The sequence below is a fragment of the Cellulomonas endometrii genome (assembly GCF_949769265.1).
Lineage (GTDB): Bacteria > Actinomycetota > Actinomycetes > Actinomycetales > Cellulomonadaceae > Cellulomonas > Cellulomonas endometrii.
This window is the reverse complement of sequence record NZ_CATKPC010000007.1, coordinates 156,649-170,774: the sequence shown is the minus strand read 5'-3', so window position 1 is coordinate 170,774 and position 14,126 is coordinate 156,649. Positions and strand designations below refer to the sequence as shown.

Annotated in this window: 12 protein-coding genes; 2 read left to right on the top strand and 10 right to left on the bottom strand. The window is 75.4% G+C overall.

Features of this window, described 5'->3' with window-relative positions; all coding sequences use genetic code 11:
* Nucleotides 1–66 precede the first annotated feature (66 nt).
* The 7 genes from ptsP to QNH85_RS10110 form a co-directional block, all read right to left on the bottom strand.
* Nucleotides 67–1,800, bottom strand: a complete 1,734-nt coding sequence (ptsP, locus tag QNH85_RS10140) for a phosphoenolpyruvate--protein phosphotransferase (protein ID WP_282946212.1) — start codon at nucleotides 1,798–1,800, stop codon at nucleotides 67–69.
* A 62-nt stretch (nucleotides 1,801–1,862) separates the two neighbouring features.
* Entirely contained in the window at nucleotides 1,863–3,401 is a 1,539-nt protein-coding gene (locus QNH85_RS10135; RefSeq protein WP_282946210.1) for a PTS fructose transporter subunit IIC, read from the bottom strand.
* Nucleotides 3,398–3,853: a PTS sugar transporter subunit IIA gene (locus tag QNH85_RS10130; RefSeq protein ID WP_282946208.1), complete on the bottom strand. Its 456-nt coding sequence runs from the start codon at nucleotides 3,851–3,853 to the stop codon at nucleotides 3,398–3,400. Before QNH85_RS10130 ends, QNH85_RS10135 begins: the two co-directional genes overlap by 4 nt.
* A 1-nt stretch (nucleotide 3,854) precedes the next feature.
* Complete coding sequence (gene pfkB, locus QNH85_RS10125; RefSeq protein ID WP_282946206.1) at nucleotides 3,855–4,802, bottom strand: 1-phosphofructokinase; 948 nt, start codon at nucleotides 4,800–4,802, stop codon at nucleotides 3,855–3,857.
* Nucleotides 4,799–5,560: a DeoR/GlpR family DNA-binding transcription regulator gene (locus tag QNH85_RS10120; RefSeq protein ID WP_282946204.1), complete on the bottom strand. Its 762-nt coding sequence runs from the start codon at nucleotides 5,558–5,560 to the stop codon at nucleotides 4,799–4,801. The genes pfkB and QNH85_RS10120 overlap by 4 nt, the downstream gene beginning before the upstream one ends.
* A 247-nt stretch (nucleotides 5,561–5,807) precedes the next feature.
* Nucleotides 5,808–6,932: a GuaB3 family IMP dehydrogenase-related protein gene (locus QNH85_RS10115; protein WP_213282818.1), complete on the bottom strand. Its 1,125-nt coding sequence runs from the start codon at nucleotides 6,930–6,932 to the stop codon at nucleotides 5,808–5,810.
* 81 nt (nucleotides 6,933–7,013) lie between these two features.
* Nucleotides 7,014–7,568 carry a type 1 glutamine amidotransferase domain-containing protein gene (locus tag QNH85_RS10110; protein ID WP_282946202.1) on the bottom strand — a complete coding sequence of 185 codons (555 nt, stop codon included), beginning with the start codon at nucleotides 7,566–7,568 and terminating at the stop codon, nucleotides 7,014–7,016.
* Nucleotides 7,569–7,723: 155 nt separating this feature from the next.
* Between QNH85_RS10110 and QNH85_RS10105 the strand changes: the two genes are divergently transcribed.
* Nucleotides 7,724–8,518 carry an exonuclease domain-containing protein gene (locus QNH85_RS10105; RefSeq protein ID WP_282946200.1) on the top strand — a complete coding sequence of 265 codons (795 nt, stop codon included), beginning with the start codon at nucleotides 7,724–7,726 and terminating at the stop codon, nucleotides 8,516–8,518.
* A gap of 161 nt (nucleotides 8,519–8,679) precedes the next feature.
* Complete coding sequence (locus tag QNH85_RS10100) at nucleotides 8,680–10,215, top strand: helix-turn-helix domain-containing protein (RefSeq protein WP_282946253.1); 1,536 nt, start codon at nucleotides 8,680–8,682, stop codon at nucleotides 10,213–10,215.
* 200 nt (nucleotides 10,216–10,415) lie between these two features.
* Here QNH85_RS10100 and guaB read toward each other — a convergent pair whose 3' ends face one another.
* From guaB to QNH85_RS10085, 3 genes are all read right to left on the bottom strand, one after another.
* A complete protein-coding gene (guaB, locus tag QNH85_RS10095; RefSeq protein WP_282946198.1) occupies nucleotides 10,416–11,945 on the bottom strand; it encodes an IMP dehydrogenase in 1,530 nt (509 codons plus the stop codon).
* A 92-nt stretch (nucleotides 11,946–12,037) separates the two neighbouring features.
* A complete protein-coding gene (locus QNH85_RS10090) occupies nucleotides 12,038–12,688 on the bottom strand; it encodes a response regulator transcription factor (protein WP_249669298.1) in 651 nt (216 codons plus the stop codon).
* Between the two features lie 140 nt (nucleotides 12,689–12,828).
* Nucleotides 12,829–14,007, bottom strand: a complete 1,179-nt coding sequence (locus QNH85_RS10085; RefSeq protein ID WP_282946195.1) for a MerR family transcriptional regulator — start codon at nucleotides 14,005–14,007, stop codon at nucleotides 12,829–12,831.
* Between the last annotated feature and the right edge of the window lie 119 nt (nucleotides 14,008–14,126).

The window sequence follows — 14,126 nt, the reverse complement described above, 5'->3', positions numbered from 1 at the left end:
AGCCGCTCGCACGCACGGGCCTCGCACGCACGGGCCTCGCACGCACGGGCCTCACCCGCGCGCCCCTCACACCCCCAGCGTCGCCCGCGCCTCCGCGTCGAGCAGCGCCGCCACCGCCGCCCGGCCGGTCGCCGGGTCCACCGCCCCCAGCGCAGCGTCGGCCATCGCGTGGCACTGCTCGAGGGTGTGCCGCCGGAGCGCGAACCGGACGGCCGGCAGGGCGGCGGGCGACATGGACAGGCTCGTCACGCCCAGCCCGGTCAGCACCAGGGCCATCAGCGGGTCGGACGCGGACTCGCCGCAGACGCCCACCGGCCGGCCGTGCTCGGCGCCCGCGCGGGCGGTGGCGGCGACGAGCTCCAGCACCGCGGGCTGCCAGGGGTCGAGCAGGTCCACGAGCTCGCCGCGGAGCCGGTCCGCCGCCATCGTGTACTGCGCGAGGTCGTTCGTGCCGAGCGAGACGAAGTCCACCTCGTCGAGCACGGCGCCCGCCCGCAGCGCGGCGGCGGGGACCTCGACCATCACGCCGGCGGTGCGGATCCCCGCGGCCCGGGCCGCCTCCGCGAACGCCCGGCCCTCCGCGGGCGTGGCGATCATCGGGGCCATCACCCACGGCTCGGTGCCGGTCTCCTGGCCCGCGCGGGCCAGAGCGGTGAGCTGGTCGGCCAGCAGGGCGGGCGCCGACCGGACGAGGCGGTAGCCGCGCACGCCGAGTGCGGGGTTCTCCTCCGCCGTGAGGTTGGCGAAGGCCAGCGGCTTGTCGGCGCCCGCGTCGAGCGTCCGGACCACGACCTTGCGGTCCGGGCCGAGCGCCCGCAGCACCCGGGCGTACGCCGTCGCCTGCTCGTCGACGGTCGGCGCCTGCTGCCGGCCGAGGAACAGCACCTCGGTGCGGAACAGCCCCACGCCCTCGACCGCCGCGTCGGCCAGCCGCTCGGCGTCCTCCGCGGTGCCGATGTTCGCCAGCAGGGCCACGCGGTGCCCGTCGGCGGTGGCCCCGGGCGCGGTGTCGGACTCCAGCGCCAGCTCGGCGGCGGCGCGGGTCTCCAGCGCGGACCGCAGCGCCTGGTCGGGCTCGACCGTGACGGTGCCGGCCGCGGCGTCGACCGCGACCTGCACGCCGTCCTCGAGCTCCCCCGCGCCGGTCACCCGCACGACGCACGGGATGCCGTTCTGGCCCGCGATGATCGCGGTGTGCCCGGTGGGGCCGCCCTCCTCGGTGACCAGGGCCAGCACCCGGGCCAGGTCGAGGGCCGCGGTGTCGGCGGGCGCGAGGTCCTGCGCGACGACGACGGACGGCTCCCGCAGCTCCGGGACGCCCGGGTCCGGCAGCCCCGCGAGCCGCGCGACGACCCGGTCCCGCACGCTGCGCAGGTCGGTGACCCGCTCGGCCAGGTACCCGCCCGCCTGCTCGAACATCGACGCGAACGTCCCGACCACGGCGTCGATCGCCGCGACGGCCGGCTCCCCGCCGCGCACGCGGGCCAGCACCTGGTCCTGCAGCGCCGGGTCGTCCGCCATCATCGCGGTCGCGCCGAGCACCTCGGCGACCGTCCCGGTGGACCGGTCGGCCTGGTCGCGCAGCCCGGCGGCGACCGCGGCGAACGCGGCCGTCACCGCGTCCGGCACGTCGTCGGCCGGGACGGGCAGGCCGTCCCGCACGACCGGGGCGTCCCCGGGGACGGCGGGCGCGGGCTGCACCCGCACCACCGGCCCCACGGCGGCGCGCCGGCCGACCCCCGCTCCGTGCAGCACCGTGCCGGCTGCGGCCTGTCGGGTGGTCTCGGCTCGTGTCGTCATCGGAAGAGCGTTCCTCTGCGAAGTGGGGCGCGGATGGGTCGGAGGTCCCGGCGTCGCGCGGCTCAGGCGACGGCGGGCTGGGCGGCCGGGGTGGCCGCGGCGTCGGCGGCGCGCTCGGCCTGCACGAGCGGGTTCGGCTTGAGGCCCTTGAGCACGACGACGATCCCGGCCGTGATCACCGTGCCCACGGCCACCGCCAGCAGGAAGCCCAGCGGGTTCGAGATCAGCGGCAGCACCCAGACGCCGCCGTGCGGCGCGCGCAGGCCGGAGCCGACGGCCATGGTGAGCGCCCCGGTCACGCTGGAGCCCACGAGGGAGGACACGATGACGCGCCACGGGTCGGCCGCCCCGAACGGAATCGCCCCCTCGGAGATGAACGACAGCCCCAGGAGCACCGCCGCCTTGCCGTTCTCCTGCTCGGCGTGGGTGAACAGCTGCTTGCGGACGAAGGTCGCCAGCGCCATCGCCAGGGGCGCGACCATGCCCGCGGCCATCACGGCCGCCATGATCCGGTACTGCACCGCGTCGGTGGCCAGCCCCTCGGTCGCCAGGCCCGTGACGGCGAACGTGTAGGCGACCTTGTTGATCGGGCCGCCGAGGTCGAAGCCCATCATCGCGCCGAGCAGCGCGCCCATGAGGATGAGGTTCGAGCCGGACAGGCCGTTCAGCCAGCTCGTCAGCCCGTCCATCAGGTTCGCGATCGGCCGCCCGATCACGACGAACATGAGGAAGCCGGTGACCAGGGACGACAGCAGCGGGGTGACCACGACCGGCATCACGCCGCGCACGCCCTTCGGGACCCGCCACCGGCTGATCCACAGGGCCAGGAACCCGGCGACGAAGCCGGTGACCAGCCCGCCGAGGAACCCCGCGCCGACGAGCACGGAGATCGAGCCGCCGACGAACCCGGGCACCAGGCCCGGCCGGTCGGCGATGCCGTAGGCGATGAACCCGGACAGCACCGGCACCAGGAACGCGAACGCGGCCCCGCCCGTCTGGAACAGCAGCACCGCCCAGTCCTGGCCCGAGGTGATGCTGAAGCTGGAGATGAGGTCCGCGACGGGGACCTGCGTGACCTCGACCGCGCCCGTCTCGCCCCACGCCGCCTGCGCGATCATGAAGCCGAGCGCGATGAGGATCCCGCCCGCGGCGACGAACGGGATCATGTAGGACACGCCCGTCATCAGCCACTGGCGCACGCGGGTGCCGACCCCGGCGCCCGCGTCCGCCCGCGTCGCGGGACCGCCCGCGGCCGCCGCGGGCGCGGCCGACGCCGCGGTGGGCTCGGCCGGGCCCTGCTCGACGGCGGCGACGGCCTGCGCGAGCACGCCCGTCGGGTCGTGCACCGCCTTCTTGACGCCGACGTCGACGAAGGGCTTGCCGGCGAACCGCTCGCGGTGCTGCACCTCGAGGTCCGCGGCGTAGATGACGCCGTCGGCCGCGGCGATGATCGCCGGGTCCAGCGGGGTCGACCCGGCGGCGCCCTGCGTCTCGACGTGCACCTCGTGCCCGGCGGCCTTGCCCGCCTGCTCGAGGGCCTCCGCGGCCATGTACGTGTGGGCGATCCCCGTGGGGCACGAGGAGACGGCGACGAACTTCATGACGGGACCACCTCTCGCGTGACGATCTCCGCGACCGTCGCGGCGTCGGGGGCGTCGAGCAGCGACTGCCGGAACGACTCGTGCACGAGGCGGCGGGCCAGCGCGGCCAGGATCTGCAGGTGGTCGGCATCGCCGCCCGCGGGGGCCGCGATGAGGAACACCAGCGTGGCGGGGCCGTCCGGGGCGCCCCAGTCGACCGGGTCGTGCAGCTTGCCGACGGCCAGGCTCGGCGCGGTGACGTGCTCGGAGCGGGCGTGCGGCAGCCCGACGCCGCCGGGCATGCCGGTGGCCATCTGGGCCTCGCGGGCGCGCACGTCGGCGTGGAACCCGTCGGCGTCGGTCACGCGACCGGCGGCGGCGAGCAGGGCGATGAGCTGACGCGTCGCGTCGTCGCGGTCGCGGGCGACCAGGTCGACGCCGACGAGGTCGGCGGAGGTGAGCGGCTGGCTCATGTCAGAGCTCCTTGAGGGCGAGTGCGGGATCGGGGTCGACCACGACGGTGACCTCGGTGGTGCGGATGTCGGACGGGCGCGGGACCGCGCTGCCCGGCAGGAGGACGGCGGCGCGCCCCCAGGCGACGGCGCGGCGCAGGCGGTCGGCGGGGGGGCCCGCGGCGGCGAGGTAGCCGGCGAGCGTGGAGTCCCCGGCGCCGACCGTGGACACGGGGACCAGGGCCGGCCCGCCGGCCCACCAGGACCCGCCGTCGGCGACCAGCAGGGCGCCGTGCGCGCCGAGGCTGACGAGGACCGCGTCGGTGCCCAGCGCCCGCACGGACCGTGCGGCGTCGAGCACGTCGCCGACGGTGGTGAGGTCCTGCCCCACCAGGTCGGCGAGCTCCTCGTCGTTGGGCTTCACGAGCGCGAGCCCCCCGTGCCGGACCGCGGCCGCGAACGGGGCGCCCGAGGTGTCGAGGACGACCGGGACGCCGTGGCGGGCGCCCAGGTCGGCGACCCGGGTGAAGAACGCGTCGTCGAGCCCCGCGGGCAGGCTGCCGGCCGCGACCACCGCGTCGGCGCCGGCGGCCACCTCGGCCTCGACGGCGGCCAGCAGCGCGTCGACCTCGGCGGGCGCGAGCGCGGCGCCGGGCGCGTTGATCTTGGTGGTCGCGCCGCTCGACTCGGTGAGCGTGATGTTGGACCGGGTGTCCCCGGCCACGGGCACCGGCCGCGCGTCGACGCCCTGCGCGGCGAGCAGCGCCACCAGCTCGGCGCCGTCCGGGCCGCCGGAGGGCAGCACCGCCCGGGACGCGACGCCGTGCGCCGCGAGCGCCCGGGACACGTTGATGCCCTTGCCGCCCGGGTGCTGGTGGGTCGCGACGGCGCGGTTCACCTCGCCCGGCTCCAGCCGCTCCAGGTGCAGCGCCCGGTCCAGGCTCGGGTTGGGGGTCAGCGTGACGATCATGCCCGCACCACCCGGGGGCCGGCGGCCTCGATCTCGTCCGCGAGCTCCGGCGCGACGCCCGAGTCGGTGATGAGGGTGTCGACCTCGGCGAGGTCCGCGACGTGCGCGAAGTCCTCGCGGCCCAGCTTGGTGTGGTCGGCGAGCACCACGGTGCGCCGGGCCGCCCGGACCAGCGCCCGTTTGACCGCCGCCTCCGCGAGGTCGGGCGTGGTGAGCCCGTGCTCGGCGCTGAGCCCGTTGGTGCCGAGGAACGTCACGTCCACCCGGATGTCGCCGAGCTCCCGCAGCGCCCACGTCCCGACGGCGGCCAGCGTCCGCCCCCGCACGGTGCCGCCGACCAGGTGCAGCGTGATGCCCGAGCGGGTGGCGAGCACGGTGGCGACGGGCAGCGCGTGCGTGACGACGGTGATCTCCCGGTCGGTGGGCAGCAGCTCGGCGAGCCGGACCGTGGTCGTGCCGGCGTCCAGGACGATCGCACCGCCGTCGGGCAGCTCGTCGAGCGCCGCCTTGGCGATGCGGTCCTTCTCCCCCGCGAGCAGGCCCTCCCGCTGGGCGAGGCCCGGCTCGAACCCGAGCTGCTCGACGGGGATCGCGCCGCCGTGCACCCGGCGCACCAGGCCGTGCCGCTCGAGCACCGTGAGGTCGCGGCGCACGGTCTCCGGGGTGACGTCCAGGGCGGTCGCGAGGGAGGCGACGTCCACGCGGCCGTCCCGCCGCGCGGCGGCGAGGATCTGCTGCTGGCGCTCCGTTGCGTACACGTCGACTCCGTCGTGGTCGTGTGGTCCCAGTGTGCACCGGGACGTCCCCGGCGGCGGGTGCTGCGCGACCAGCATGCCCGATCCGGTCCGGAAATCGCAACCAGCCAGACCGATTCGGACTCAAACACACACCCGAACGGGCATCACGGGCGGCGGGCGCGAACGCGACGAGGGCCGCCCTCCTGGCGGGAGAGCGGCCCTCGTGCGACGGGTGCCGGGGCCGGGGCGCCGGTGTCGGACCGCGGCGTCAGCGCGGCTGGTACGGGGAGACGACGATCTCCACGCGCTGGAACTCCTTGAGGTCCGAGTAGCCGGTGGTGGCCATCGCCCGGCGCAGCGCGCCGATGAGGTTGAGCGTGCCGTCGGCGGTGTGGCCCGGGCCGAACAGCACCTGCTGCAGCGTCCCGGCCTGGCCGACCTGCACCCGCTCGCCGCGCGGGAGGTGCGGGTGGTGCGCCTCGGGGCCCCAGTGCCAGCCCTGGCCGGGGGCGTCGGTCGCGCGGGCGAGCGCCGCCCCGAGCATGACCGCGTCCGCGCCGCAGGCGATCGCCTTGACCAGGTCGCCGGACCGCCCGACGCCGCCGTCGGCGATGACGTGCACGTACCGGCCGCCGGACTCGTCGAGGTAGTCCCGGCGCGCCGCGGCGACGTCCGCCACCGCGGTGGCCATCGGGGCGTGGATGCCCAGCGACACCCGGGTGGTGTGCGCCGCGCCGCCGCCGAAGCCGACGAGCACGCCGGCCGCACCGGTGCGCATGAGGTGCAGGGCCGCGGTGTAGGTGGAGGCGCCGCCGACGATCACCGGGACGTCGAGCTCGTAGATGAACCGCTTGAGGTTGAGCGGCTCCGCGCGGCCCGACACGTGCTCGGCGGACACCGTGGTGCCGCGGATGACGAAGAGGTCCACGCCGGCGTCGACGACGTCCTTCCAGAACTCCTGGGTGCGCTGCGGCGACAGGGCGCCGGCGGCCGTGACGCCCGCCTCGCGGATCTCCCCGATGCGGCGGCGGATCAGCTCCGGGTCGATCGGCGCGGAGTACAGCTCCTGCATCCGGGCGGTCGCCTCGGACGCCGGCAGCTCGGCGATCTGGGCGAGCAGCGGCTCCGGGTCCTCGTACCGCGTCCACAGGCCCTCGAGGTCCAGCACGCCGAGCCCGCCCGCGCGGCCGAGCGCCACGGCCGTCGCGGGGCTCATCACGGAGTCCATGGGCGCGGCCAGCACCGGCAGCTCGAAGTGGTACGCGTCGATCTGCCAGCCGACGGACACCTCCTCGGGGTCCCGGGTGCGCCGGGACGGGACGACCGCGACGTCGTCGAAGGAGAATGCGCGCCGTCCCCGCTTGCCGCGGCCGATCTCGATCTCGTTGCTCACCGGCCCAGGGTACCGGCGCGGGCGGCCCACCCCGGGGCGGGCGCCCGCGCCGGTCTCCCCCCGGCGGGTGCCGCGGCGCGGTCAGCCCGCGACGGCGTCCACGACCGCGCCGCAGAACGCGGGCAGGTCGTCCGGGTTGCGCGAGGTGATCAGCGTGCTGCCGCCGGTCTGCGACACGACGACCTCCTGGTCGACCCAGTCGGCCCCCGCGTTGCGCAGGTCCGTGGCCAGGCTCGGGTAGGAGGTCAGGCGGACGCCGTCCACGACGCCCGCCTCGATGAGCGTCCACGGGCCGTGGCAGATGGCGGCGACGGGCTTGCCGGCGCCGACGAACGCCTTCACCAGGCCCTGGGCGGCCTCCTGCATCCGGAGCGTGTCCGCGTTGACGGTGCCGCCCGGGATGACCAGGGCGTCGAAGTCGTCCGCCGACACCTGGTCCAGCGTCCGGTCGACGGGGTGGTCGCCGCCCGGGTCCAGGTCGTTGTTCACCGCGCTGACGGTGCCGGGCTTCGCGGAGACCAGCACCGGGGTGCCGCCCTCGTCCTGCACCGCCTGCCAGGGGGCGGTCAGCTCGGGCTCCTCCACGCCGTGCTCGCTGGTGAGGAACGCGACGGTGCGGCCGGTCAGGCGTGCCATGACGTCTCCTTCGTCTCGGGGGTCCCGCCGTCCGCGGGCTCCGCCCAGCCTCACCCCGTCGCCGCGACCCCGCATCCGCGACAGGCCGGGCGCGGGTCCCCGGGCGTGTGGGCGCCCGGTGCGATGCTGGCGGCGCTGGGAAGGAGCTCGGACGGATGACCTGGACCGACGGACCGCTGCTGGGGTTCGACACCGAGACGACGGGTGTCGACGTGGACCACGACCGGATCGTCACGGCGGCGCTCGTCCGCCGGGACCGCGCCGGCACCCACGTCCGGACGTGGCTGATCGACCCCGGCGTCCCCATCCCGGAGGCCGCGAGCGCGATCCACGGGATCAGCACCGAGCACGCGCGGACGCACGGCGTGGCGCCGCGGGCGGCGCTGGAGGAGATCGCGGCGCAGATCGCCGACGCCGTCCGTGAGGGCACGCCGGTGGTCGCCTACAACGCCTCCTACGACCTGTGCCTGCTGGAGGCCGAGCTGCACCGGCACGGGCTGCCGACCGTCGAGGACCGCCTCGGCGGCGCGCTGCGCCCGGTCATCGACCCCCTGGTGCTCGACCGCGCGGAGGACCGGTACCGGTCGGGCAAGCGCAAGCTCGTGGACCTCTGCGGGGTGTACCAGGTGGTCGACACCGGCAGCCTGCACACCGCGGACGTCGACGTGGTCGCGACGCTCGACGTGCTGGACCGCATCGTCGGCCGGTTCCCGCACCTCGGCGACCTCGACCTCGTGTCGCTGCACGACTACCAGATCACCGCGCACCAGGCGTGGGCGGAGGCGTTCAACGCGTGGCGGGCCGAGCGCGGGCACACCGGGCCGGGGGCGGAGTCCGTGTGGCCGAGCCGCGGCCGCGTGCGCGCCCCGGAGCCCGTCGCGCCCGCGCACAACCCCGCGCGGGACCTGCGGTTCGCCGGGCGCCCGATCCAGGACACGCTCATCGCGTGACGCCGTGCGTGAGATGCGTTCACGCACGTCAGCGGGCTCGACACACGATCTTCTCATCCATCGTGGCGCGAATATCTCATCCATGAGTTAGCGTCGTCCTCGTGACCACGACGACCCCGACGACCGGAACCGTCCCCACGGTGACCTCGTCCCTCCCGACCGTGACTCCCACCCTCCCCGAGCAGCTCGCCCACGTGGGCTCGCTCGTCCGGTCCGCCCGCCGCCACCGCGGCCTCACGCAGACCCAGCTCGCCGAGCTCCTCGGCACCAGCCAGTCCGCCGTGCACCGCATCGAGCAGGGCGCGCAGAACCTCAGCCTCGACATGCTGACCCGGATCGGCGCCGCGCTGGACTCCCCGATCGTCACCCTCGGCGGCCCGCAGCACACGCACCTGCGCGTGCAGGGCGGCGTGCAGCTCTCCGGCCGGCTCGACGTCAACACCTCGAAGAACGGCGCCGTCGCGCTGCTGTGCGCGTCGCTGCTCAACCGCGGGACCACCCGGCTGAAGAACGTCGCGCGGATCGTCGAGGTCGACCGCATCGTCGACGTGCTGCGCTCCGTCGGCGTGCGCGCCACCTGGTCGGCGGACGGCCGCGACCTCGAGATCGTCGTGCCGAAGGACCTCGACCTCGAGGCCATCGACGTCGACGCCGCGCGCCGCACCCGGTCGATCATCATGTTCTTCGGGCCCCTGCTCGGGCAGCAGTCCGAGTTCCGGCTGCCGTACGCCGGCGGGTGCGACCTCGGCAGCCGCACCGTCGAGCCCCACATGATCGCGCTGCGCCCGTTCGGCCTGTCCGTGACCGCGAGCGGCGGCCGGTACCTCGCGCGCGTCACCGACCCCGGCACCGAGAACCTGTCGATCGTGCTCACGGAGCGCGGCGACACCGTCACCGAGAACGCGCTGATGGCCGCCGCGCGCCGCGAGGGCGTCACCACCATCCGCAACGCCAGCCCCAACTACATGGTCCAGGACCTGTGCTTCTACCTGGAGCTGCTCGGCGTCCGGATCGAGGGCATCGGCACCACCACGCTGCGCGTGCACGGCAAGGCCCAGATCGACGCCGACGTGGAGTACGCGGTGTCGGAGGACCCGGTCGAGGCGATGAGCCTGCTGACGGCCGGCATCGTCACCGGCTCCGAGATCACGGTCGGGCGGGTGCCGATCGAGTTCATGGAGATCGAGCTCGCGACGCTCTCCGAGATGGGGCTGCGCTACACGCTCTCCGAGGAGTACACCGCGCACAACGGCCGGACCCGGCTCGTCGACATCACGGTGCACCCGAGCGACCTGCGGGCGCCGCTCGACAAGATCCACCCGATGCCGTTCCCGGGGCTGAACATCGACAACCTGCCGTTCTTCGCGGTGATCGCCGCGTGCGCGACCGGCAGCACGCTCGTGCACGACTGGGTCTACGAGGGCCGCGCGATCCACCTCACCGACCTCACCCGGCTGGGCGCCGACGTGCGGCTGCTCGACGCGCACCGCCTGCAGGTCTCCGGCCCGACGCGCTGGTCGGGCGCCGAGGTGTCCTGCCCGCCGGCGCTGCGGCCCGCCGTGGTGATCCTGCTGGCGATGCTCGCGGCGAAGGGCGAGAGCGTGCTGCGCAACGTCGACATCATCGCCCGCGGCTACGAGGGCCTGCAGGAGCGCCTGGTCGAGCTGGGCGCGCGGATCGAGACCTTCCGCGACTGACCCGCGCGGCGGTCGAGGTCGTCACAACGGCACGAGGTCGTCCCGCAGGACTGACGACCTCGTGCAGGAGTGACGACCTCGGCGGCGGGTCGACCGGCCGAGGACGCGCGAAGGGGCCCGGTGCAGCAGCACCGGGCCCCTTCGTCGTGCGGTCAGCGGACCGTGTCGTCAGCGGACGGTGCCGTCAGCGGACGGTGCCGTCAGCGGACCGTGTAGTTCGGGGACTCCGAGATCATCTGCACGTCGTGCGGGTGGCTCTCCTTGAGCCCCGCCGGCGTGATCCGGACGAACTTCCCGCGGGCCTGCAGCTCGGGGATGGTCCGCGCGCCGACGTAGAACATCGACTGGTGCAGGCCGCCGACCAGCTGGTGCGCGACGGCGGCGAGGGGCCCGCGGTAGGGCACCTGGCCCTCGATGCCCTCGGTGATGATCTCGTCGTCGCTGAGGTCGCCCTGGAAGTACCGGTCCTTGGAGTAGGACCGGCGGTCGCCGCGGCTCTGCATCGCGCCCAGCGAGGCCATGCCCCGGTAGCGCTTGAACTGCTTGCCGTTGACGAACACCAGGTCGCCCGGCGACTCGTCGCAGCCGGCGATGAGCCCGCCGACCATGACGGTGTCGGCGCCCGCGACGAGGGCCTTGGCGATGTCGCCGGAGTACTGCAGGCCGCCGTCGGCGATCACGGGGACGCCGGCGGGCTTCGCCGCGAGCGAGGCCTCGTACACCGCGGTGACCTGCGGGACGCCGACGCCGGCGACGACGCGGGTGGTGCAGATGGAGCCCGGGCCGACGCCGACCTTCACGGCGTCGACGCCCGCGTCGACCAGCGCCTGCGCGCCGGCACGGGTCGCGATGTTGCCGCCGATGACCTGGACGTGCTTGGTCGCCGGGTCCGACTTGATGCGCCGCACCATGTCGAGCATGAGGCGGGCGTGGCCGTTCGCGGTGTCGACGACGAGCACGTCGACACCGGCCTCGACGAGCGCGGACACGCGGTCCCACGCGTCGCCGAAGAAGCCCACGGCGGCGCCGACGACCAGGCGGCCGCTCGGGTCCTTCGTCGCCAGCGGGTACTGCTCGGACTTCACGAAGTCCTTGACGGTGATGAGGCCCTGCAGGCGGCCGGCGTCGTCCACCAGCGGCAGCTTCTCGACCTTGTGCTTGCCGAGCAGCGCGGCGGCGTCGTCGTTCGAGATGCCCACCGGCCCGGTGATCAGCGGCATCGACGTCATCGTGTCGAGCACGCGGCGGGTGGTGAACTCGGCCGGCGGCACGAACCGCAGGTCGCGGTTCGTGATGATGCCGAGCAGGCGGCGGTCGGCGTCCACGACGGGCAGGCCGGACACGCGGTACTTCGCGCAGAGGGCGTCGAGCTCGGCGAGGGTGGCGTCGGGGCCCACGGTCACGGGGTCGGACACCATGCCGGACTCGGAGCGCTTCACCAGGTCCACCTGGTGGGCCTGCGCCTCGATGGACAGGTTGCGGTGCAGCACGCCGAGGCCGCCCTGCCGGGCGAGCGCGATGGCCATGCGGGACTCGGTGACGGTGTCCATGGCGGCGGACACGAGCGGGATCGACAGGGAGATCTCACGCGTGAGCCGGGTCGTGGTGTCGACCTCGCTCGGGATGACGTCCGTCTCGCCCGGGAGGAGCAGGACGTCGTCGTAGGTGAGACCGATGAAGCCGAACGGGTCGGCAGGCGCGGCGGATCCAGGGGTACCCAGGTCGGTCATCCCCCGATGATACGGCGGTTGATCGTGCCTCCCGGACGCGCCTCGTGAGGGCCCGGTGAAGACGCGCCGGGCACCGGCGGAGCCCGCCCGCGTCAGCGGATGAGGCCCCGGCGCAGCCCGATGGCGACCGCCTGCGCGCGGTCGGCGGCACCGAGCTTGCGGAACAGCCGGCGGGCGTGGGTCTTGATCGTGTCCTCGGACAGGAACAGCTCCTGGCCGATCTGCGCGTTCGAGCGGCCGTTGCTCATGCCGACCAGCACCTCGACCTCGCGCTTGGTCAGCGAGACCTCGTCGCGGCCGGTGCTCTGGGCCGGGAGCTCCGTGCGGGTGACGACCGGCGTGGGCGCGCTCCCGACGGCGCCGTGCGCCGCGAGCTGCTCGTGCGCGGCACCGCCGCCGGAGCCGGGCACGGACGGGCTGGCGAGGATGTGCGCGGCGACGGCGGCGAGCTCCGCCCGGCCGACGTCGGGGGCGAGGTAGCCGCGCGCCCCGAGGGAGATGGCGCGGTCCAGCGCGATCTCGTCGCCCGGCACCGCGAGCATGACGACCGTCGACTGCGACGGCACGGCGCGGAGCCGGCGGATCGCCTCGACGGGGCCCGGGGACGGCAGGTGCGCGTCCAGCAGCACGATGGTCGGCGGCACGCGCCGGGCCAGCGTGATCAGCTCGTCGACCGAGGCCGCCGCGCGGACCGGTGCCAGTGCGGGCACGCCGAGTGCCGTCAGGACGATGCGCTCTCGCACCGCCGTCGATCCGTGGCACACCACGACGCCCGCCATCGACCTCCGCCTCTCGCCAGTGCCGGGACCCTGGCGGATCCGGCTACCCTCGGTGTATCGGCCGGATCGGCGCCGACGTTAGCGTGAAGCGGTCACGGATCGGTCTAGCCGCAGACGGCGAGCACCTCGTGCACCAGCCCCGGCACGGTCCTGACCCGGTGCACCTGCGTCCCGAGCGGCACCGTCGCGGCGGCCTCGTCGGGCACCATGACGAACACCGGCAGCTCGGGGTGCTGCTCCGCGAGGGCGGCGACGAGCCCCAGGTCGGGGGCGGTGAGCTCGCTCGACATCACGACCGCGGACGGCGTCGTCATCGTCGCGATCTCCAGCAGCCGGTGCCGGCCGGTGGGCCCCGCGACCACGCGGGCGTCGACTCCCGAGTCCGCCAGCGCACCGGCGAGGACGTGCAGGGACAGCGGCCGAGGTTCACCCGGTGCCGCGAGCATGAGGACGATGCGCCGCCGCGACGGGTGCGTCGGCACGTGCCCGTTGCGGGCGCGCAGCACCGCGAGCGCGGCCGCCACCACGAGGGCGTCGGGCTCGTCGCCGGGCCGGGCCAGCACCGTCCGGGCCGCGATCCCCGCCCGCGCCGGACCGACCAGGTCGGACCACCAGCGCGCGAGGTCGCCGTCCGGGGGCAGCGCGAGCAGGCGCGTGACCTCGGCGGCGTCGGCCCGCAGAGCGGCGTCGATGACGGCGGTCGGGGTGGCGGGGTGCTGGGGCCGGGCTGCGGGTCCCTGACCAGCGGCGTCGGCCGGCCGCGCATCACCGCCGGAGCCGCCGGAGCCGTCGACCATGTCCGGGACGGCGGTGAGGTGCCGCACCGCCGCGACGTCCGACACCGGGGCCGGCTGCACGGGGGCGCTCTCCCGCGCGACGCGCGCGGCGTCCGACGGCGGCACCCCGTCGAGGGTCAGCGACCGCATCGTCATGAGGCGGGCCAGGTCGGCCGCGCTGTACCGGCGGTGCGCGCCCGCGGTGTGCTCGGACGGCCCCAGGCCGTAGCGACGGTCCCAGGTCCGCAGGGTCGCGGGGGCGACGCCGAGCCGCCCGGCCACGGCGGCGACGGTCAGCGTCGGGCCGCTCGCGGGGTCGGCGGCGGCGTCCGCCGGGTCGTTCGGGCTCCCCGGGCCGGCCGGTCCACCAGGACGGGCGTCGTCGGAGTGGGCGACCGCGTCCGGGCGGGCGACAGCGTCCGGGTGGGCGTCGTCGTCCGGGCGGGCGGTGCCCTCCGGCCGGCCGTCCTGGCCGCCGGTCACGTCGCCGTCCTCGGTCTTGTGCATCTCGCCCGTCTCGTCCGCGCGGTGTGCCCCGCGCGCTCTGCCGTCGATTGTGCCGGGGATCTGGCGCGGTTTCCAGCGCGGCCCGCCGGGGCCAACCGCGTCATCGTGCCGGCCGATCC

Excerpts from the sequence above, each read along its gene's own strand:
- ptsP (WP_282946212.1), bottom strand. The coding sequence starts at position 1,800 with ATGACGACACGAGCCGAGACCACCCGACAGGCCGCAGCCGGCACGGTG.
- QNH85_RS10135 (WP_282946210.1), bottom strand. The coding sequence starts at position 3,401 with ATGAAGTTCGTCGCCGTCTCCTCGTGCCCCACGGGGATCGCCCACACG.
- QNH85_RS10130 (WP_282946208.1), bottom strand. The coding sequence starts at position 3,853 with ATGAGCCAGCCGCTCACCTCCGCCGACCTCGTCGGCGTCGACCTGGTC.
- pfkB (WP_282946206.1), bottom strand. The coding sequence starts at position 4,802 with ATGATCGTCACGCTGACCCCCAACCCGAGCCTGGACCGGGCGCTGCAC.
- QNH85_RS10110 (WP_282946202.1), bottom strand. The coding sequence starts at position 7,568 with ATGGCACGCCTGACCGGCCGCACCGTCGCGTTCCTCACCAGCGAGCAC.
- QNH85_RS10105 (WP_282946200.1), top strand. The coding sequence starts at position 7,724 with ATGACCTGGACCGACGGACCGCTGCTGGGGTTCGACACCGAGACGACG.
- guaB (WP_282946198.1), bottom strand. The coding sequence starts at position 11,945 with ATGACCGACCTGGGTACCCCTGGATCCGCCGCGCCTGCCGACCCGTTC.
- QNH85_RS10085 (WP_282946195.1), bottom strand. The coding sequence starts at position 14,007 with ATGCACAAGACCGAGGACGGCGACGTGACCGGCGGCCAGGACGGCCGG.